At 28.0% G+C, this 22,748-nt stretch carries 13 protein-coding genes; 10 read left to right on the top strand and 3 right to left on the bottom strand.

Translation table 4 applies throughout. The annotated features are described in order from the left end of the window. Window positions 1–289: 289 nt before the first annotated feature. From mip to VBM90_RS00470, 10 genes are all read left to right on the top strand, one after another. Complete coding sequence (gene mip, locus VBM90_RS00515) at window positions 290–2,626, top strand: Ig-specific serine endopeptidase MIP (RefSeq protein ID WP_323176456.1); 2,337 nt, start codon at window positions 290–292, stop codon at window positions 2,624–2,626. Between the two features lie 19 nt (window positions 2,627–2,645). Further along, the gene (locus tag VBM90_RS00510) at window positions 2,646–4,937 is read left to right on the top strand and encodes a putative immunoglobulin-blocking virulence protein (RefSeq protein ID WP_323176455.1); all 2,292 of its coding nucleotides are present in this window, start codon (window positions 2,646–2,648) and stop codon (window positions 4,935–4,937) included. Then, entirely contained in the window at window positions 4,915–6,399 is a 1,485-nt protein-coding gene (locus VBM90_RS00505) for an MSC_0624 family F1-like ATPase-associated membrane protein (protein WP_323176454.1), read from the top strand. The genes VBM90_RS00510 and VBM90_RS00505 overlap by 23 nt, the downstream gene beginning before the upstream one ends. Before the next feature lie 21 nt (window positions 6,400–6,420). Continuing rightward, window positions 6,421–6,903, top strand: a complete 483-nt coding sequence (locus VBM90_RS00500; RefSeq protein ID WP_257089599.1) for a DUF2714 domain-containing protein — start codon at window positions 6,421–6,423, stop codon at window positions 6,901–6,903. After that, window positions 6,893–7,777: an MSC_0622 family F1-like ATPase gamma subunit gene (locus VBM90_RS00495; RefSeq protein ID WP_323176453.1), complete on the top strand. Its 885-nt coding sequence runs from the start codon at window positions 6,893–6,895 to the stop codon at window positions 7,775–7,777. The genes VBM90_RS00500 and VBM90_RS00495 overlap by 11 nt, the downstream gene beginning before the upstream one ends. Next, window positions 7,777–8,235, top strand: coding sequence for an MSC_0621 family F1-like ATPase epsilon subunit (locus tag VBM90_RS00490; protein ID WP_323176452.1), 459 nt, complete (start codon window positions 7,777–7,779; stop codon window positions 8,233–8,235). The genes VBM90_RS00495 and VBM90_RS00490 overlap by 1 nt, the downstream gene beginning before the upstream one ends. Next, a complete protein-coding gene (locus VBM90_RS00485; protein WP_323176451.1) occupies window positions 8,226–10,187 on the top strand; it encodes an MSC_0620 family F1-like ATPase-associated subunit in 1,962 nt (653 codons plus the stop codon). The genes VBM90_RS00490 and VBM90_RS00485 overlap by 10 nt, the downstream gene beginning before the upstream one ends. 9 nt (window positions 10,188–10,196) lie before the next feature. Then, the gene (locus tag VBM90_RS00480; protein ID WP_323176450.1) at window positions 10,197–11,744 is read left to right on the top strand and encodes an MSC_0619 family F1-like ATPase alpha subunit; all 1,548 of its coding nucleotides are present in this window, start codon (window positions 10,197–10,199) and stop codon (window positions 11,742–11,744) included. Continuing rightward, window positions 11,744–13,102, top strand: coding sequence for an MSC_0618 family F1-like ATPase beta subunit (locus VBM90_RS00475; protein ID WP_323176449.1), 1,359 nt, complete (start codon window positions 11,744–11,746; stop codon window positions 13,100–13,102). The genes VBM90_RS00480 and VBM90_RS00475 overlap by 1 nt, the downstream gene beginning before the upstream one ends. A 123-nt stretch (window positions 13,103–13,225) precedes the next feature. Then, window positions 13,226–16,699, top strand: a complete 3,474-nt coding sequence (locus VBM90_RS00470; protein WP_323176448.1) for a hypothetical protein — start codon at window positions 13,226–13,228, stop codon at window positions 16,697–16,699. Window positions 16,700–16,909: 210 nt separating this feature from the next. On the opposite strand, the gene VBM90_RS00465 is transcribed toward VBM90_RS00470, so the two are convergent. From VBM90_RS00465 to VBM90_RS00455, 3 genes are all read right to left on the bottom strand, one after another. Further along, complete coding sequence (locus VBM90_RS00465) at window positions 16,910–19,885, bottom strand: DUF262 domain-containing protein (protein WP_323176447.1); 2,976 nt, start codon at window positions 19,883–19,885, stop codon at window positions 16,910–16,912. Next, complete coding sequence (locus VBM90_RS00460) at window positions 19,875–20,657, bottom strand: DNA methyltransferase (protein WP_323176446.1); 783 nt, start codon at window positions 20,655–20,657, stop codon at window positions 19,875–19,877. Before VBM90_RS00460 ends, VBM90_RS00465 begins: the two co-directional genes overlap by 11 nt. Window positions 20,658–20,867: 210 nt before the next feature. Then, window positions 20,868–22,745, bottom strand: coding sequence for an ABC transporter ATP-binding protein (locus tag VBM90_RS00455; protein WP_323176445.1), 1,878 nt, complete (start codon window positions 22,743–22,745; stop codon window positions 20,868–20,870). Window positions 22,746–22,748 lie beyond the last annotated feature (3 nt).

The following is a 22,748-nucleotide window of genomic DNA, read 5'->3' as shown; positions in this document are numbered from 1 at the left end:
TTTATAAATTTTATTTTTAATAAAACAAGTCAAAATTAGCCTAAAAATACACCTTAAATTCATAAATGAATTTCATATATATGTTATTATTAAGTTATAAATTATAAATACCAGAATAATTTACATAAAAATAATTAATTTATTGACAAATTAATTTGTAGGGTGTTATAATATTAAAGTTAGCATCAATATATATATATATATATATATATATATTGGTTATATATTTATTTTTTGATTTAAAACTAGTTTTAACTTCAAGCGAAGCTAAACAAAAATGGAGTAAATTATGAAAAAAAATAAACTTAAATTAATGTTGCTTGCAACATTTGGATCAATTGTTTCAATTTCATCTTTAGGTATTTCTTGTGGACAAACAAAACCAAAACCTGAAAATCCGGCAAATCCTAAAAAAGACGATCCTCAAAACCCTAAAGATAATGGTGGTAGCGAGGGTGATAAAGTTGTTGTGGAACCTGAAATTCCTACAAGACCTACAAATCCAGGTGTTGGATTAAATATTCCAGGTACGCCTGAACTTTACAAAACAGATCCTGCAGCATATAAAAAACTTCCAGAGTCAGAGAAAAATGTTCTTGATTTACAAGGATATGTAAAAGCTCTTAAAGATTATCGTGGTGATTATTCATCAAAATTAGCAGATAACTTAAAATTAACACCAGAGCAAATTGAGGCATATGACCGAAAAGCTAAAGCAGAAGGTCAACCTACATTCGAAAGTGCTGTTGTTAGAAACTTCTCTGTCGTAAACTCTGATGGAACTTTATCATTAAACCCATTAAGAGACGACACGAAAGCAGCTTACTGAGATTCAGTTCCTTTAAATAGAGGATTGCCTAGATATTTAGCTAATGAAATGTACAAGAAAACTGCTCTTCAATCTTATGCTATTAAGCTTATGAACACTAACCCATTAATAGATCAGCACAGAATGTACAATGGTTCTGCGTGAATTTTAGATTACAAACTTGATGAAAATGGATATCCAACAAAATGATATATCGCAACAAATATTCACGTTATTCAAGCATTTGCTGCATCAACTGCAAATGCGTCAAGTCAATCAAGATTCAAACACATTAATGATTTACAAACTGAAGCTGATAACTACAATAAATACACAAAGGTAGTTGAAGATGCTGATGCAGAATACCACAAATTAACAGAAGAAGTTAGTGCAAGAATTAAAGCTAAAGATGATGAAATTAAGTCATATGAAGATAAAAAATATGAAGCTTTATATACAGGTAATCAAGCAGAAGCTGATAGATACGAAAAACAAGCTCTAGCAGTTAAAGAAAATGACTTACCACCTTTATATGCAGAAGTGCAGAGAATTCAAGTTGAACAATGAAATCCAAAATGATTAGCAAAATATACTGAAGCTAAAAACTGACTTAAACAAGGTGTAATTGGTGAAACTGTAGGTATCCAATTATTACACTTTAACGATGAAACTCCAATTGACCAATGATTAAAAGCTAATGAACTTCAACCAACAGTTGATATATTTAGTTTCAAACCATCACAAGTTAAACTAGTTTACGCCGGTCTTGACTTCTTAAGAACTAGTCCAAGAGATTATGTAGATACAAATTCACCATTATCAGAATTAGAAGAAGCAGCAGACTTTGCTGTTCTCGAATTTGATTTTAGCAATTCAGATAATACATATGAATACAACTCAATTAATGGAGATCCACAAAACACATTTGGTGAACCAAAATCAGTTAGTTCAGCTGCTGAATTAGCTAGATTAGCTACAAGTAATTTTGCAAACTGAAATGAAAATGAAAAATTCAAGTTTGCTACAAAGAGTTTAAAGGCTACATATCAACAAGATGAACAAACAATGATACCTAATGTCAGATTAACAAACGATAAAACTGCAAATATCCCAAAATCAAAAATCAACTTAATTTCAGTAGCCTTCCCAAATGCTAAAACTGACCACTTATTTAACCGTAAGGTGTTAGAAAGATCTGAAGTTGCAATTATTGATTCAGGATTTAGTCAAAGTATTTGAACTAATAAACCTGTTTATGTTGCAGAAGGTCAACAAGTTGATAAAAAAGTATTCACAAAAGAATACGGAAGTGGATGAAACAAATCACTAAGCGTAAGAAACTTCATCGATATGCCTGGTGTATTTGATATTACAATCGTTTCTCCATTAATTAATTCAAGCAAAAATGAAGGTTACAAATTCGGTGTAATTAGAGATTCTGCTTCAACTTACACAGGAGATAGATACTTAAACTATGGATTAGGTTACTCATTAGGTGCTTGACAGCCTTTATCTGGTGCGTCAGGTTCATCAGTAAGAACAATTGATAATGAAATTGTTGGAATTAACTATGCAACAGCTGATTCAACAGGTGTGTCATTAACTGCTTTAACTCAAGCATTTAGATCTGAAGGTGAATCTTACAATGGTTTCTATGGTAAATACAAATTAGAACAATATGACTTAATTTACGGTGGAGGAGAAAATCAAAGATCATCATACCGTGAAGCATTACAAGAGTTATATCCAAACATTCAAACTTACTTATTCAAACAAGGAGCAAATTTAATTCCTGAAGAATATAAATTCAACAAATAATTAAAGAAAGGTATTAATTATGATTAAAGCTAAAAGAAAAAAAATAATAATCAATATTGGTGCCGTTTCTGCACTAGCTGTTGTAGGTGTTGTTGCAGCTAAAACAATTAGTGATAATGCTAAACCAAAAACAAAAGACTTAGGAGTTATTACTCAGTCACGTGGAATCGCTACAGTCATCAATGAAAACGATGTTTTATATAGCGACAGAAATTCTTCAAACAAAGATAATAACTTAAAAATTAAAGTCAAAATCGAACCAGAACAACCAACTGTTGAAAATCCAAAACCAGTAGAACCAGAACCAACAAAACCTGTTACTGAACCAGAACAACCTGTTAATCCAGAGCCAGATCCAGTAGAACCTGTACCTGACCCTGAACCAGCAAACCCGGATCCGGTAGAACCTGAGCCTACTGATCCTGCTCCTGCGCCTGATCCAGAACCTGTGACCCCAACACCTGGATCTGATCCACAACCTGAGCCAGATCCTGCTCCAACACCAGAGCAACCAAAAGAACCAGAACCAGAAGATCCGGATAAAGCAGAAGATAGTGTTTATACAGAACAACCTAAAACCACAGAACCAGAACCTGAGCAACCTACAGAGCCTATTATTGAACAACCAATTATAGTGACTCCTCCAGAACCAGAACCTGAACCTGAGCCAGATCCATCTACAGAACCTTCAAAAGCAATCGAAGGTTACGCTAACCCAGAAGCTGCAAAAGATTTAGATTTTGCAACAATGAAACCTAAACCTATTGACAAAGTTACAAAAGTCAAAGAGGAAATGAAAAGAGAAATTAGAGAAAATCTTTCTGTTATTAACAGCATATTTAATAAAAATCCAAATGATTTAACAGAAGCTGATAAAGAGCTTTTAAACAAGAGTATCATTAAGATTGCTAATAACAATCCTCAAATTAATTATCCAGAGAACGCAGATTTCTCATATCTTTTTAAATTACTTAAAGATCCTCAACAAGCATACGCATTTAAGATAACACTTGAAACTATAAATAGAGAACTTGAAAATTACCTTAACAAAGGTATGGTTCCAAGTTTCCATTGAGGTGATACAGGATTCGGTAGTTTTGCACATGTTAATTTAGAAGATAATGTTGTGCGTAATGAATATATAAGAAGACATAAAAATTCATATTTTGCTTATGAATCACAATATCACAGAAATTCAAAACAAATTAGAAACTTAGAATATGAAGGTTTCTCTAAACGAAATAAAACTTCTGAATATTCAAGATATGGAGCAGGTGCTGATAAAGGGATTGAAATTTATGAATACAAACCAGAAAGTGCTATTGCAAAAGAAAAAGTCAAAACAAACAAAGTTATGGCAATTCTTGATGCAGCTAACACTAAAGGTTACAATTCATTCTTAAGCTTTTTAGATAAAGTTAAAAAAGCTAACAAACAAATTGATGTACTTGTAATCAAAAATATGGGTCTTAAAGACAAACGTCAAGAATTTAGACACATTTTAAAACAACTTCCTGAATCAATTCAAAAATTAACTTTATTCTTTGAAGGTAAAGATACAACTTCACTTATTGCACTTAAAGATAAGAGAATCCAAGAATTAGACCTTTATAGTTCAAATGACTTATTAAGTAAAGATTGAGGAATTGACCCTATTGCATTACGTGGTGTAAAAAATATTACATTTGACTACACATTCGCAGCTATGCAAGATAATACAAATATGCCAGGTTCAATTGTATTTAACAGACTTAGATTTGATAAAGATGATACATTAGAAGAAATCAACGAAGGTCTTGATATTGCATTCAAAGATAGATACAATGAAAGAATTTTCCAAGGAGAATTCGGAGATGGTTCTTGACCTACTTGACTTGATTTCTCATTAAACAAAAACATCAGAAGTCTTGAAGGAATGCGTTTCCACAATAGAGTATTTAAAAACTTAACTCTTTACAATAACACAAATATATTCACAGTTAACGCTGACACGTTAGCGGCTCAACAATGATCTGCAATGCTTATCAAAGGACCTGAAAGACCTAAATTACATTTTGTTAGTCCTGTAGAAGTTAACACATTATACATTCAAGGTAATGCACGTGACTTAGACGATAACTGAGGTCCAGAATTATACGGATTAATTGAATCAGGTAAAAATGTATTTAGAACAATTTACGTAGATAACCAAACAATGGCTGACAGATTAAATCGCTCACAAGCATTTACTAAATTTGGTAAAACAGCAGTAGTTAAATCAGCTAACTTTGATCCAAGTGGAGGTGGCGATGCAGAAATCTCATTCAGTTAATAGTAAAACCAATTTATTACAATTAAACTGAAGTAAAGAAAATGTTCTTAAATTAATTTCACTTGTACTTTCGTTCTTGTTAATAAGCTCAATTGGAATTGTTTTCAATTACTTTATTAACAAAGGCGTTCAAACAGGAATTGATTATTCAATTCTGTTTGATAGAAGTTTCAAAATAAACTCAAGTATTAACTTCTTTGTTTTATTCAACTTAACTTTATTATCATTGCTGATTATTATCGCTATGACTAAGAGTTATTTTGTCATAAACAAAAATAACTTGAAGTTTTCAAGTTACATCTACTGATATGTTGCATACATTACTTATGCACTTATTACATTTGGATTTTATACTTTTACTTTTATAACTACTACAAAAGATACTTCTGCAAAATGATTAATTTATAACTCATTTTTACTTATACCACTTTTAGTTATTGATTTAACTTTTGATGTATACACACAAGTTCAAAAATCAAGAAATTTTTCAATTGACATCAAGAAATTAGTTTTAGATTCAAGCTATACTATAATCAAATACGTTTTACTCGGAATTGGATTATGAATGCTTGTTTTAATGGTTAATAACGTTCAAGTTTCAAAATCAAAAGATGGAAGCATTGAAACACAAAGAATTGTTGGTATTTTTGTAAACAACGTTTACATTAATAAACTAACTAGAATTTTCAGTGAAAATGCAGTTTACAAAAACTTATCTATTTTTGGATTAGTTTTTGCACTTATCTTACTTCTAAGTTTAAAAGTTTACTCAAACATCTCAAACTTATCAAGTGTAGTTTACAGAAACAGTTTATTTGCATCACTTACAAAATTAATTCTTGCATTTATCTTACCTGTAATGTTCTTTGCAATTTACACACTTGCAAAATACGCTTACAAACCAATCGATATTAGTGAAGATACAACCACAAAAGTTACTTTATTTGCTGTGTTTATTTCATTAGTTGCAATCTTAAATGGACTTGTAATTACAAGTAGATTTACAAAATTCAAAAATCAATTATTAACAAACAAAACAGCATTTGTATTTTTGGAATTACTTTCATTATTTGTTTTATTAGTTGCAAACACTCAATTAAACTACTTTAACAGATTAATTATCAACTTGTTATTCTTTGTTTTATTTGTAATTAACTTTGGATTAGTTAAATACAATAAAGCTAATAAATTAAATAATTTAGAAAATTCAATGCTTTTAGCTATGTTAGTTTTCCTAACAATTTCATTAGTGTTTAGCATTTTCTTACACGCTACATTAAGTAATGATAACTGAGCAATATTAGTGCTTACAAAGAATTGAGATATATTAACAATTCTTGCACTGGTCACAATTATGCTTTATATTCTATTTGCACTTTCATCTATAGCATATACTGGATTTATCAAGATATTTGCTTTGCTTTATGAAAAAAGAAAACACTTTACAAAGAGAGGTAAATAATTTATGTTTAAGAAAAATAAAATGAAAAATAAAGAGCTTTTAGCATACTTAGAAAAAGCAAAAGTTTATCAATCAAAATTATTTGCTGACTTTGAAAGATTTAAAAGCAAACCGACTTATGTTTCAAATGAAAGTTTCTGAAATTCATTTTTAATTGAATACAACTTAACTGAAAAAGATTTAAAACCTTTGACAGATAGTATTCAAAAATGAATTAGCAGAAAAAATAATCTTTTATTAGATAAATTTGTTATCACCTGAACTATTGATTCAAAATTTAGTTTATATGATCAAATTCCTAAAACTGAACAAAAACAAAATGTTTCTGTATCAGATACAATACTTAGAAGCTCTGTTTCACAATTGAACTCAGACTTTAATGAATACATAAATAAACTAATTGAAGAGAATTACATTATCGAATTTATACCGAGTGTTCTTTTATTAAAAGAAAACAATGTTTATAAATTATTTATAGGTCCTGGAATTATCAATGAACAGTAAAACCATTGAATCAAAATACAATTCTCTTAAAAAGATTTATAAAATCGTTGAATCAAAGAAAAATATTACTTTAATTAACTTACTTAGACTATCTAAACAAATTAGTTACTGTTTAGATAGAGCTAACTATTCAAAATTCATAATTGAGCAAATTACTGATAAATATTCAATCAATGATTTTGCTCTTAATAAAAAAAGTGACTTGCTTACTTTAGGTGGATTAAAAACACTTTGAATTTACATTACAGAAGAAGAAAAATATAGTACTAACTCATATCAAAAACATGAAAAGTACTTGCTTCAAGCTATCAACAAATCTAACGATAGCATTATTGCTATTGGTCAAAAAGCAATTAAGTTTGCTAGTGACAACGGATTTAATATCTTATTTAGCTTTGAGAAAAATGAAGTTGATTACTTAAATGAACTACTTCCAAAAATCATTATTAACAACTTCAAAATTAATGATTATGCAAACTTAAACTTTGTAATTAACTCAACAAAGATTAAAGAAAAACATATTCAACTTCTTCCTGTAAATATGAATAATTTCACACTTAAACACCATCAACACGGTCAATTATTTAACTCAAATATCAACACTCACAAAATTTCACAAGATTTAAATGAGTTTATCGATTCAGAAACTGAGTCTTACTTAAACTTTGCTATTTCTTCACTTTTAACTGAGTCAGCTTTAATTTATGAAAAATATAAGTTAGTTGCTCAAAACAGTACTCTTAATGATTTAGAAGAAAAAATCAAATTCCAAAAAAGACAATTCTTAAAAGTTAAAAGAGAAAAAGAAATTGAACAAATCTCAATGCTTAGCAAGAAAAAAGACTTATTACATGAAATCAGAAAGGGGAACTAATGATTGATTTAACTTTAGTATCAGCTAAAAATGTTAAAAGACATCTTAAGATTTCTGAATTAAAAATCAATCATCAGTTAAAAGATAGTTGACAAAAAGTTGATAAAAACACAATTTCAAGTCACAAAAAAGTTTTATGCTCACTTAAAACAAATTCAAAAGAATACTTTTTAATATTTGATTCATTATTTGTCCAAAGTAATGAAAATCAAATTGTCCTTTTCTACAATAATTCATTTGATACTTTTGCGCAAGATGATAAAAATAAAACACAATTACATTCATTAAATAAAAAATACAAAGAAATTAAAAGGGAACTGCTAAAAACAAAATTTGCTTTATATGCTTCTAATGACATTGATTTAATCAACAGATTAGAAAAACTAAAAAGAAAAGCATTCAAGCTTAAAGCTCAAATTTACTTTTCATTATTTGAAAATGAGGATTTATGAAAATAAGAAGATGACTTAAATTAGGCGCTATTTCTTCTTCATTAGTATTACCGCTTTCGGTTATTTCAGCAACTACAAATGAAAATGAAACAGCAAGTGATACAACTGAAACAGAAAAAGAGCCTGTTGCTAATTTTCCTGAAACTAAGGAAATGCAAAAAAACATTTTCAATGAAAAATTACCATTAGTCCTTGAAGAGTATATTAAAAAGCTTGAATTAGAAGTAGCAGATTATGAAAAGCAAAATTTAGCAGAACCAAATATTGAACATTTAAAAAGAATTACTTACTATAAAAAGTTTGTAAATTATTTAAAGGCTCAAAAAGATCAAATAGTTTCAAATCCAATTGAAAATGGATTTAACATCATTTTCCCTAATTTACTTACAAATGAAACTTACAAATTAGGAGACATTACTTACTTTAAAAATGATTTTGGACCACTTATGATTGGTGAAGCTACACCAGATAACTACGAAAAAGTAAGTGCTATAGACACAGAAGGAAAAGTTGTCATTCCTGAAGAAGCAGAAGTAATTAATAATCAACTTACTCAAAGTGCGATTTTGAACCAAACAAATAGCTATATTGAATCGCTATCTTCATCTTGAAGAGATATTCTTTTAGAAAAAGAAGACTTTCCTAAATATGCAAAAGATGAAGAAGTTTTCAAAGTTTTAGATGATGATGCAAAATTAGATTTAAATATACCTAAAGGTTTTGATTCTTGAGATGCTTATTTCTTATCGGTTCTTAATAAGAGAACAATGAAATTTGACATCGAGAAAAACCAAGAATTCAATGAAGTTGTTGAAGAACCGATTCTTCCAATCTTACCTGAAGACAAAATCGAAGAAGACCCAATTGTAGTTTCAGTTGCTGAAGAAAACGTTCCTAGACTTTCTCCAATACTTACAGGTGACTACATCAACACTTCAAATGCAGAATTAATTAGTTTAGTAAATTCACAAAATGCTAAATTCAATAATGAAGCAGTTTTCTTCTTTAATCCATTATTAAAATTACTTAAATACAACGTTACAGGCTTAAGAGAAGAAGATGGCAAGTTAATTGCAACAATTACTTTAACAAATACATCAGATGAGAAACAAACATCTTATGAACGTGAAGTGACTAGATATTCAGATGCACAATATGCTCAATCAATGCAAGTTGTAAGTAATGCAATTGAATCTTCGATGTTAGGTTACTATGATGCACTTGGAATTACCAAAGATTTAGTTTTTGAAAAACTTGGAAATAGAAAACTTCAAGAAATTGTCTTTGACCAAATCTTTGTTGCAGTAAAAATTATTAACAATCAACAATTCACAAACATCATAAATGACGCAGTTGAATACTATAAGGATGTAACTTTTAAAAATGATAAAGGTGATTTAATCAACTTATCATTATCAGAAGACTCAAAAGATGCATTCACTAACTCTATTCACGCACAAACAATTAAAGGAAGAACTTACTTTAATTTATTAACAAGTGCATATAAAGACTTATATAGCGAATTTTCAAAACAAATTTCAGTACCTGAAATTAAATCAGTTATTGAAGCTAACTTAAATTCTTTTAATTTCACATTTAGCGACGTTAATGAAGCGCTATCAACTTTAAGAGACTTAATTTTAGACTTAGACAGAATTGAACAAGTAAGCACATTTAAAAATCAACAATTTCAAACTTTCAACATAAAGTTAGAACAAGTTCAAAAACAATTCATTAATTTAGGTATCGTAACTCAAAATAAAAACATCACTAATGAAAGTGAAAACATCAGAACACAATACCAAAAAGCTTACAATGAATTGATTCTTAAAGAAAATTTACAATCAACAAAAAACACAAACATTGTTTTAATTACAATCGGTACACTTATTACGCTTTTATTAATTGGAACAATAATCATTAGCAGTTTAAACAAAAAGAAAGCTAATTTAAAGTAAAGGAAGAACATGGAAAATAAATTATACATATCAGCCATTTATGACTATGTTGTTGAAATAAGTGGCCAAACAAATTACAAACAAAATGAAATTTACCATTTAAAAGATAATAAAGATGCTTTATTAATGGTAATTTCAGCAACAGAAGATCGTGCTTTTTGTTTAATTAAACAAAATCCTGAAGAATATAAAATTGGTGCAGAAGTAATTAGGGCTAAAGTTGATACAAAAGTTAAAACTGCAAAAAACTACTTCGGAAAAATCATTGACATTAACGGTGACATTTTATTCCCTGAAGTTACTAAAGAAAAATTTGAATTCTATGAGCAAGCTTCAGAAATCTTTAACGTTAATAACAACTTAATGTCTTATATGCCTCTTGATGAGCAATTAAAAACAGGTTACTCAGTAATTGACTTGCTTATTCCTGTTGGAAAAGGACAAAGAGAACTTATTATTGGTGATAGAAAAACTGGTAAAACATTTATTGCTTTAAACACAATCATTAACCAAAAAGACAAAAATGTTAAATGTATTTATGTTGCAATTGGACAAAAACAAAGCGAAATTGCAAATGTTTACAATTTACTTAAAGAACATGGTGCTGATGAATACACAATCATCTTAACTGCAAACAGTGATAAACCATATGAACAATATTTAGCTCCATATATTGCTATGGCTCACGCTGAAAATGTTTCTTATGAAGATGATGTTTTAATCGTGTTTGATGACTTAACAAAACACGCAAACATTTTCAGAGAAATTGCTTTATTAATCAACAAACCAGTTGGTAAAGAAGCATTCCCTGGTGATATGTTCTATGCACACGCTAGATTACTTGAAAGAAGCGGTAAATTCCACAATAGAAAATCAATTACTGCTCTTCCAATTATTCAAACAGTTGATAACGATATTACATCTTTAATTGCATCAAATGTTATTTCAATTACAGATGGTCAAATTGTTACAAACTCAGAATTATTTGCGCTTAACAAATATCCAGCTATCGATGTTAACTTATCAGTTTCACGTATTGGTGGTGGAGTTCAAAACAAATTAATGAACCAAAGCGCAAAAATTGTTGGTAAGTTATATAGATCATTCAAAAAACAAGCAAAACTACTTGCTGTTAAATACGACCTTAATGATGACATTAATTCACTTATGTTAGGAGGAATCCAAATTGAAAAAATGTTTAATCAAAAAGGTGTTTCATCATACGATGAAAAAGATATTTACTTAATTTCACGTATCATTCAATGAAACTTATTAAATAACTTATCTGATTTGCAAATTAACAAAGCAATCAAATTCATTATTGAATACGAAAAATCTAATGCAACTTGCAAGAAAGTTGTTGATGATTTAATTAATGATACAACTAAAGATCATGAATTAGTTAAAAACTACTTCGCATTCTTGCTTAATAAATATTCAAATAAATTTAATCTACAATGACAATTACCTACTGCTAAAGAATTCTTAACTACTGATGAAAAACTAATAGAACAAATTCACAACAAAATTAAAAATGAATTAAAAGGAAGTAAATAATGAGTGCTAAAATAACAAAATTATGAAGCGACGTAATTGAAATTCAATTCAAAAACGAAAAGTTACCAGCTATTAATTCACTTCTTAAAAGCGACAATGGTTCATATTTATTAGTTAAAAGAATTCTTAATGAAAATACTTTATTAGCAGTTATTGTAGACTTAAAAGATAACTTATCAATCAATGATAAGATTGAAAAATTAAACCATTCATTTATGGTGCCTGTTGGAAATGAAGCAAAAGGACACATTTACGATGTGCTTGGAAATAACTTAAGCTCACCTAAAACAAAAGTTACAAAAACAGTTGAAATGGATTCAACAATTGTAACAAATACAAACTACGAAAAAAGAGCACAGCTTTTAACAACAGGTATTAAAGCTATTGACTTTTTCGTTCCTATTTTAGATGGAGATAAAATCGGTATCTTTGGAGGAGCCGGAGTTGGTAAAACTGTTTTAATGAAAGAAATTATTTTCAACCTATCAAAACAAAAAACTAACACATCAGCTATCTTCATTGGATCAGGAGAACGTTCAAGAGAAGCTATTGAGTTATACAATGATTTAACTGAATCTAACTTAATACAAAACTCAACAATGTACATTTCAAGAATGAATGAAAACCCAGGTTCAAGAATGAGTATTGTACCAGTTGGAATTACTGCTGCTGAATACTTAAGAGACAACAATAAAGAAAATGTTTTATTATTCATTGACAACATTTTCCGTTTCTTACAAGCTGGAAATGAAGTTGCTGCATCACTTGACAAAAAACCATCCATTGGTGGATATCAAGCAACTTTAAACACTGAAATTTCACAAGCTGAAGAAAGACTTTATACAAATGAAAATGGTTCAATTACATCATTCCAAACAGTCTTCTTACCAATGGATGATTTATCTGACCCATCAGCTGTTGCTGTATTTAACCACTTAAACTCTTCACTTGTGCTTTCACGTGAAATTAGTGCTAAAAACATTTTCCCTGCTTTTGATCCGTTGGTTTCTTCATCAAATAACGTAAATCCTGAAATTATTGGTTCAAAGCATTATCAAGCTATTTTAGACACAAAATACATCTTACAAAGATATAAAGAAATTGAAGATGTTATGCTTATTTTAGGATTTGATGAGTTAGATGATGAATCAAAAACAATCGTTAAAAAAGCATTACAGTTGCAAAACTTCTTCTCACAAAACTTCTTTATGACTGAACATTTCACATTAAGAAAAGGGGTTTTTGTACCTTTAGATCAAACTGTGGATTCAGTCGTTAGAATTATTAATGGTGAATTTATTGATGTAAATCCAGAAAAATTCGCTTACATTGGTTCAGTAAACGACCTTAAAAAATAATTAAATTTGCAAGCTATCTTAGCTTGCTTTTTTGTTGATTTCAAGCTCAAAATTTATTTCATTTTTTTAGCGATATAAGAGTGTTAATTTAGTATATTTAAAAATAATAAAAAGGACAAATTTATGACTAGTAAAACTTCAAAAAGAAATAAAAAGATTATTATACTTTTAGCATTCACAGGAGTACTTGGAGCGGTAACTGCACCTGCTGTGTATTTTGGTCTAAAATACACAAATAAAACTGAAGAAGCTGTAAAAGTGATATTAAGAAACGCTTATACCAGGGACGAAGAACCTGAAACTCTTAAGAGTATTGCAAAAAAAATTAATGGTAAATGAGAAATCACTAATCCTGATCCGGAAAACTATGTTTTATTGAATAAATACGGAGAACCGGTTGATAAGTTGATAAGAGATGAAGCTCCAATATCAAATGAATTTATTAAAATATGACCTAAAAATTACGATATTCAAGTTTCAATAGAAAGAAATCAATTTGATTACTACTTACAAGATATTAAAGATTTTAAGATTTCAGTTAACTATCAATATAATGAAATTAAAATTCTTGAACTCATTGCGAACCAATTACCTAATAATGTGAAAATCGAATCAATTTCAGGAATTGGACGGTGATCTCAGGTTATTTACTTAGAACTTACTGAAAGAACAAAAACTATAGCAATTTACTTTAATGATTTCCATCGTGTTATTGAAAAAAGAGAGAAAAGAATTCCTATTGGAGAAAATTCAATTGTTGTAAGTTCAGATTTAGTTCCGGATGGTTATGTTTTAGTTGATTCGAACAAGCGAATTCTAGATAGTGTTATGGTAAATGAAATTACAAATAATACTATTGAATTAACTGCGCTTCCTAAAAACTATGCAGTTAGAGTTCATATTAACCAAAATAACTCTCATAGAGATGATATTTCTGATTTTAATATTTTAGTTAATTATCAAGATGATGAGACTAGGGTCAAAGAATTAATAGAGGAATATCTTCCTGCAGATGTCAAAGTTAGTTCAATTGGTAATATTAAACCTTGAGTTGAGACATTTAACATTGATATCGTTGAGAATAGAAAAACTGTAACAATTAAATTTGTTGATTCTAACGGTTCTGTTGTTGATACAACAACACAAAAAATAAATATTGATGAGAATCAATTAACTGTCCACAGTAATATGGTTCCTAATTCTTATGTTTTAGTTAACTCATATAAAGAAGTGATTGAAAGCGAAGTTATAGAACAAATAGTGGATAATTCTGTCGATGTTTTAGTTTTACCTAAAAACTATAGTGTGCAAGTTAAAATAGTCAAAAATGAATCACATAAACAAGATATTCAAGATTTTGAAATTCAAGTTAATTATCAAGATGATGAAGCAAAAATTAGTGAACTTATTAAACAACAATTACCAAGTGATGTTAAAGTGACATCAATTTCAGGTGTAAGTCCCTGAACTTCAGAAATTCAAATTGAAATTGTTGAAAATAGAAAAACAATAACAATTAATTTTAAGGATTTAAATAATGATATTGTTGCGACTACAACACAAAAACTTAATATGGATGAAAACTCAATTACTATTGAAAGTAGTTTAGTTCCTGATTCATATGTCTTAATTGATTCGAATAAAGATGTTATTCAATCAATAACAATTGATGAAATTCAAAATAACGAAGTTAATGTAGTGGTAGCTCCACAAAGTTATACAGTTTTAATTAACATTGTTCAAAACAATACAAGTGATCAAATTGATAATTTTGATATTCAAGCTACTTCTCAAGACACAAAAGATAATTTAATTGAGTTAATTAGAAATCGATTAGATTCTAAATACTTATTTGAGTTAAGTGGTGAGTGAAATAAATTTGATAAAGTTGCAAACATAATTATCAATGCTGCTCAATCTGCTGAAAGTAAAGATGATTATGTTGCATACATAAGAGAAAATTTAAATTCATTAAATAAAGTAAAACAAAATGAAACATTATTTGGTTCAGATCAAATTACAAACTTTGATTTATCCACTTTAGATGATTATGAAAATAAATCATTAGATGAATTAAAAACTCTTAAAAATGAAGTAGAAAATATCCTTAATGTTGCTAATACAATTGCAATAGAAAAAGTTAATAATGCATTCGAACAAATTGTTCAAATCTCTAACAATCCGGATAATTCTAAGTACTACTTAAAAGATTTCTTAGCTGATAAAGAAAACTTATCATACAAATTTGAGCACGACACAGATAAGGTTGAATTCTTTATTTCTAGATTAGATGAAATTAATCAAATTAAAGCTAATATTGATGAAAGAATTGATAAAGGTAATTTACTAAATTACTTAACAACAAACATGCAATATGCAACATATTTAGTATTAAATTGTCTAAATAATGCTGATGATGGATATGCAGATTATGTAATTGGTCCTAGAAAAATATTTGAAGGATCATTTAAATTGTTATCTATTGATAACACATCTAAATATCAAACTCTTTCAATTCGTGATTTAAAACCTTTATTTGATTCAGGTCTAATCACACTTCAATACAAAACTCGTTTAAGAGGACGCAATAATGATCCTTACATTAGATTAGATAAAAGTTCAATTGATTATGATGATGAAGTTGTTACATTTGAATATAATCACGATGATAATGAAGAGAGACTTCTTAAATTAGAAATTTTAAATAATCAAGGAAACTATCCTTATTTAGCAACAACATTTGTTAAAGAAGATAAAAGCCCAATAGCAAACTATTGAGTTAAAACAGGTGTAGTTCCTGATTTAACACCTGCTGCTTCAACTATTGTTCCTAATTCACTTGATGATTATTGATTATTCCCTAGAAAATATGAAATCAAATATAAAGAAAGATTTTTACAAGATGGAACAAATAATGTGAATAAAAACTGATTAAATAATGTAATTAACAGCTATGCAAATGGTGCTTGAAATTACAAGATTTCTGACGGCACAGCATTTAATTATCAAAATGCTTTATGAGTTGCATTGCTTCAAGCATTTGTTAAAACAAATATAACAAGTGATAAGTTTAATATTGATAAAAATACATCAGTCTTCACAAAAACATTTACAGAAGACAACTCATTTACATTCGTTTTAAACGCAACTGCATCTAAAAACTCTTCAACAAGAGATTTTGCAAACATCGGTGGAGCATTCTTTGAACAATTAATTGACTCATCAACTGCAAGACACATTGATTTTGCAACTGGGGACAAAATTAGACTTGAATTTGATTTAGATAATTCACGTTCTTGACATCCAAGCATTCCAGGGAACACATTACCATCAGTTATTTCCAATAACTTAGGAGACTTTTCAAAAACTGCAAAAGCTTACAATTTTAACGGTTACTTCCCAATTAATGCAAGTTACTATGGAGATTTAAGACTTAAACTTTATGTAAATGATAATCTCATTTGAAATGCTTCTACACTAGATGGAACACAAAGTCATATTCTTCCAATCTTTGTATTAGATAAATGAGATATTCCAGAATCAGATAGAAAATACGTTTTAGTCTATACAGCTGGTTCAAAAGTAGCAATAGGATAATGAGGTATAGAAAATAACTAACTTCATTAAAAAGTTGTAATATTCCCTTTTTACGATTCAATCACAGGTTTTTGCTTGTGATTTTTTTTACAAGAAAAAAGAAAAAACCATATCAAAGATATGGTTTTGGTTTAGGGTGTCAATTTTTTTATCTAGTAGTATTTTGGATATAAAAATCACAAGCGTAAAAGCTTGTGAAGGTGTGAATAGTTATAGTTTTGTTTCATCATTTTCTAGATACATTTTAGTGAATAATTCAATGTATTGATTTGTTTTTTCATCAATATTCTTAAGTGACTTATGTATGTTTTCATTAACTGATTCTTTTGAGTTATTTTTATCAACTTGATTAATTCACTTTGTTGTTCATTCAGAGCTATTTAAAATGCATTTACCATTAACATCTGTATAACCGTGTTCTGTGTAATTATTGTCATTTTGTGATCTATAAGTTATATTTGCATCATTGCTTTTTTTCCTATTTTCACTCTCTTCTAGTAATGATAAATTACCCATCTTAAAAATATAAGCTTTAACTTCATCTCATTTTGCAGCTTCTAATTTGTTTTGAATTTTAGATTCCTTTGCTATATTGTGTTCTAAATCGCAAGAATCTAAAAATTGATTTCAATCAAGAGATTGATTCAATTTCATATTAGGAAGCATTGACATATTGTTTTTTAAATAGTAATTAACTCTTGCTAGAAAAATTTTAATGTATATATTTTTGCTATTGCCACTATCATCTGTGCTTGAAAATTTGCTACTTATGATTGATTTCAAGTTATTCAATCTAATATCGTCTATATAGAAGAATTTGTTATTTCTAATAACATTTTTAAACCTCTTAGAATAATCTATAGTTTTTGCTTGATTTAAATTTATGTTAAGAAGAAGTGATTTGAACACTTCAGTCATTGATTGCCCCTTGAAATCAAGTAATTTTCAAACTAAAATAGATTTTTCTAAATATAGAAGATAATTTTTTATTATATTTTCCTTGATTATGTTATTCGATTTGTCATCATTTTTTCTAGCGCAAAAGTAATTATTGTTTTCTAGAATATCTCAAAGTATTGATTTTGTAACATCCAATTTACAAATTCTCAACATGAATTTAAATAATGAATTTTCTTCTTTAAATCCTGTTAATTCTTTAACGTTTTGGAAGTATGGCAATGTCCTATTTTCTTCAGGTAACGTTAAATAGATAAAAATTGCAAAGTATTTATAAAATGCTTGAAGAACTTTTTCAATATTATTTTTTGAATGACATAGATAATCAAATACAAATTGAAGCTTTTGTTGATTGATTCTATCCTTTTTATTATTATTTTTATGAATTGATTCAATCTTTTCGGCATTATCATCAAAATAACTACATTCTTGGTTTGATTTAATGAGACAACGGTTGTTTTCACATTTTAAACTTCTAAGATTCACAATTCTAAAGTATATATGTTCAGTAAAATCGTTAAAATGATCATTGAATTTATCTATTTTCTTATTATCTTTGTCTTCTGATTTCGTAGGAATATATTTGTCAAAAAGTTTTTTTCTTATATCATCAATTACAACAGACTCATCTTTAAATTCATTTGTGAGAAATGAAGAATCTTTAGATTTTAAGTCTATGAGTTTGTAATAGACAAAGTTTATAAATAATTCGAAATTAGTTAATTGCACACCTGTAGAGTTAAGTGTTTCAAATAATTCTTCAGGATTAATTTTATCAACAATAGTGACCGTAAGATATGAGCTATCTAAAAATCTGGTCGCAAAATCATTAAGCTTAGATAAATTTAAATCACCATGAATATCAAGCGCATAAGCTATAATGTAATTCTCGATTTCTCTAAAAATGTTATCATCAACCTTGTTAATTAGTTGTCCTATATTCTTCAAATGTTCATAATTGTTTGAACTTTCATAAACAGATAAATGAGGTTTGTTACGATGGTGTTTAATCAAATTATATGCGTGTCAAAATATGAATGACAATCCTTTGTATTTATTTAGCACTTCAGTTAATTGCTCGCTTCATTCGTTTTTTGGGCGTGATGGATCAATTTTGAAATACATTTGACCCATTGTTACTTTTCATAAACATAAAACAATAATTGAAATAGTTAATGTTCTTTGTTGACCGTCTAAAAGTGAGTATTCGTTATCTTGTAGTTTATAGAAAATAACGTTGTTTAAATAGTAATTTTTATTTGAGTGAGTACTAAATAATCTATCAAGTAACTCTTTAATATTGTCGAATTTTCAAACATACTCTCTTTGATAAGGAGGTAATTCAAATTTTATTGTTTCGAGAAGCATTTGAACATAATCTCTTATTGATGCTAATTTTGAATAAGAGGTTTTTAATTGTTCGGTTTCATTGTTTGTAACTAGATTTTGAAATTTCTCTACTAAAGATGTATTGATTTTTTCGATTAATGTATCTAAACTTTCCTTATTTTCATTAATTTTAACTTCATTTTGTCTAATCTTATCGATGAATTGTGTATATGGAAAGTTGAATTCAATTGATGGACTTTTAGCAATATTTGAAATAAAGTTTTTTAATGCATCAAAAAGTTCATTTGACTCATTTTCCGAAAGAAATTCTGAGTAATTAGGTATATAAAAATAATAAAGTCTATTATCAAATTTTTCATTTTCAGAATCTGAATTAACAAATTTCATATATTGATATTGAGAGAATACAAAAGTAAGTCAAAAGTCTTGTTCTGAATCATTGAAATCGACAAATTCAGTTTCCATAAGTTCGTTTTTGATAAATTCATTTAGTATCTTAAGTGAAATTTTATGAAGTTCAGTGATTTCATCTTTAAGTTTTTTAAAATCTAAAGTGACTTCATAATATTTTGATCTATCATTTAATAATTGAATATTAAATTCCTTTTTGAAAAGAAAATATACAATTCTTAAATATTGGTCAATTGTACTATTAGAGACATTTGATAATTTACTTTTTGATCTGTACAATGTAAATTCAATATCATTAACATTTATTTTATTTCTTTCAGGATATATTTTAAAGTTTAATTTGTTTTTACTTACGCTTTCATAATCTAAATTATTACAAATCTCATTAACACTGTCTTTTAATTGATCAAGATAGCGAGTCATCGCTGTACCGATTTTTCAGAATTTAACTTTAATTTTATCTTCCATTACGACCTTCTTTTTTATCTTTATCAATGTAGTTAACAATTTGATTAACCATATCAATTATTAATTGATGTGGAATTTTGCTTCTTTGAGCATAAGAACCATGTGACATATGTTTGCTTTTTTCAGCTCTCTTTTCTGACTTAGAAATTAAATGTAACTTAATGTTTGATTTAAATATTGTGGGCTTTAAAGAGAATCTACTATCATATGCTGAATAAGTTGATTTATTTTCAAATCCCATAAAATCTCAGTGATTTTTTTGAAATTCTCAAGTCTTTGATGTAGCAGGGTTTTCGACAACCCAAACTTTTGGTTTGAATTTTCTAATTATTTCAATTGTTCCACCAACAGTTGCTTCACCTAAAATTCTTCCTCTTTCTTTTTGTTCAAAGTATCTTCTTTTAACCGGATGGCAAGTTTTGTTGTATTCATCATAAAATCTTGAATTTTTAACAACTCAGTTTCCGTTGCTATCGATTTTTCTAAACATTTTCCCATTACAATCTGCTCCAGATCAGCTTTCGCAAGGTGGAGATGCTAATATTATGTCTGGTGTAGGCAATTGTTTTAATTGAGAAATTAAATTAAAGTTTGTAATAGATAAATCAATTCTATGATAGAAGTATTTACCGCTTTTTGGAAATGATATGTCGTTAATTCCGACACTATGAACTTCTAAATCATATTTTTCGTTATTTCAATGTTCCTTAATTGCATTTTTATATGAACTTTCTGCATCATCATATAGAGCTCAAATAACTAATTTTTTCAATACTTTCTCCATAATAAGTTGATTATATATATATATATATATATATATATATATATATCGGAAACATCTTTTACATCTATATATGAATAGAAAAAGTAAAAAATGATATTGAAAATTTATGTATTTTACTTACTTTTATAAAAATTAATGAAATAGAGTAAATGTTTCAAAAGTATAAAAAAACGCAAGCATTTAGCTTGCGAGTTAGTATTAATTTTCAAATTCAAATTGGGATGTATATAGTTGATGGTAGAAACCTTTTTTGTCTAATAACTCTTTGTGAGTTCCTTTTTCAATAATAAGTCCATTATTAACAACTATAATAACATCAGCATTTTTAATTGTGCTTAAACGGTGGGCAATAACAAATGTTGTTTTATTTTTCATTAACTCTCACATAGCTTTTTGAACGATTTGTTCTGTTGCTGAATCAATGTTTGATGTGGCCTCATCTAAAATAAGTAAGTTTTTATTTGAAAGAATTGCTCTAGTCAATGAAAGAAGTTGTCTTTGACCTTGTGATAAGTTAGCACCATTGTTTTCGATCATTGTTTCATAACCTTGAGGCATATTCATAATAAAATGATGGGCATGTGTCATTTCAGCAGCTTGAATGATTTGTTCATCAGTTGCATTTGGATTCGTCATTTTAAGGTTATCTTTAATTGATTCATTAAATAAGAATGAATCTTGAAGCACAATTGTCATATGATCTCTTAATTTATCTGTTTTGATGTTTCTAAGTTCATTTCCATCAATTTTAATCGAACCTTTAGTGTAATCATAATATTTAGATAAAAGAGAAATGATTGTAGTTTTACCAGCGCCAGTTGGACCAACAATCGCAACAACTTGACCTGGTTTAATATCGAATGAAGCTGCTTTTAGTTGATATTCTAACTTATCCGGATTGTATTTGAAATATACATTATCAAATTGAACGTGTCCTTTAATAGAGTTAATATCAATTGTTTGATTTAATGTATCAGGTTCAACAAATTCTAAAAGTTTGAAAATTCTTGATGAAGATGCAATTCCAATTTGCGCATTAAATGCGCTTGATAAGATGTTTTGGAATGGTCCCATAAAGTTTCAGTTAAGGGAAATAAATAAGATAATAAATGCAGGTGTTGCATTTCCGTTTTGGTCAACTCCAAGTCCGATTAAGTTTCAAACATGTATTTGTTTGAAATAAAAGATTGCAGCAAGACCTGAGATAAGTAAGATAACAAAGTTTGCTATAAGTGTATATCAGATATCAAATGATTTAGCAATTACATCACCTTTGTAAGCGCTTTTTCTAATATCGTATGTGATTTTTTCAAGTTCACTATAAACATATGCTTGTCTATCAAATGAGTTAGTTACTTTTGTATTTGTTAACATTTCTTCAACAAAAGCGTTAAGTCTCCCGAATGAGTTTTGCACTTTAACAAAGTAAGGTTGTGATTTTTTAATTAGTAAGAAAACTAATCCAAATAAAATCAGTGTAACAGGCAAAACAATCAATGTAAGAAGTGATGAAACTAACATAAGTACAATGATTGTTATACAAATGTTGAATATACTTGTTACAACTTGCGTCATCATTTGGAATAACGAGTTAGCTGTATTGTTAACATCAACAATTAAAGTTGATATCAAGTCTCCTGTTTTGTTTTTATCATAAAAACTAACAGGCATTTTTAATATCTTTTCAAGCAGTTCTTTTCTAAGTGTTGCACCAGCTTCAAAAGACAGTTTGATATATAACCTTTGTTCTACATATCTACAAATACCGTACAAGATAAATGTAAGCGTAAGTGCAGATAGCATTAATATAAAGTTGGTTAAATTAAATTTATCAGGGTAAGTTATTTGTGAATTAAGATAAGGTTCAAAGAAGATTTGTACGATTATTCCAATTAAGAAACTACCAATGATATAGAAAATAGAGTTGAGTAATGAAAATAAAAGAGCAACAAATAATATTTTTTTACTTCTACAAAAGTACGAAAGTAATTGTTTAAGTGTTTTTAAAACTTTAACTTGCTCATTAGCTTGTAAATCTTGAGCTATTTCTTTTTGTTCTTCTCTTAAATCAGGCATATT

Origin of the sequence: Mycoplasma sp. 2704, assembly GCF_034863285.1 — a bacterium.
Classification (GTDB): Bacteria; Bacillota_I; Bacilli_A; order Mycoplasmatales; family Metamycoplasmataceae; genus Mycoplasmopsis.
This window is presented reverse-complemented; position numbering and strand designations above follow the sequence as displayed.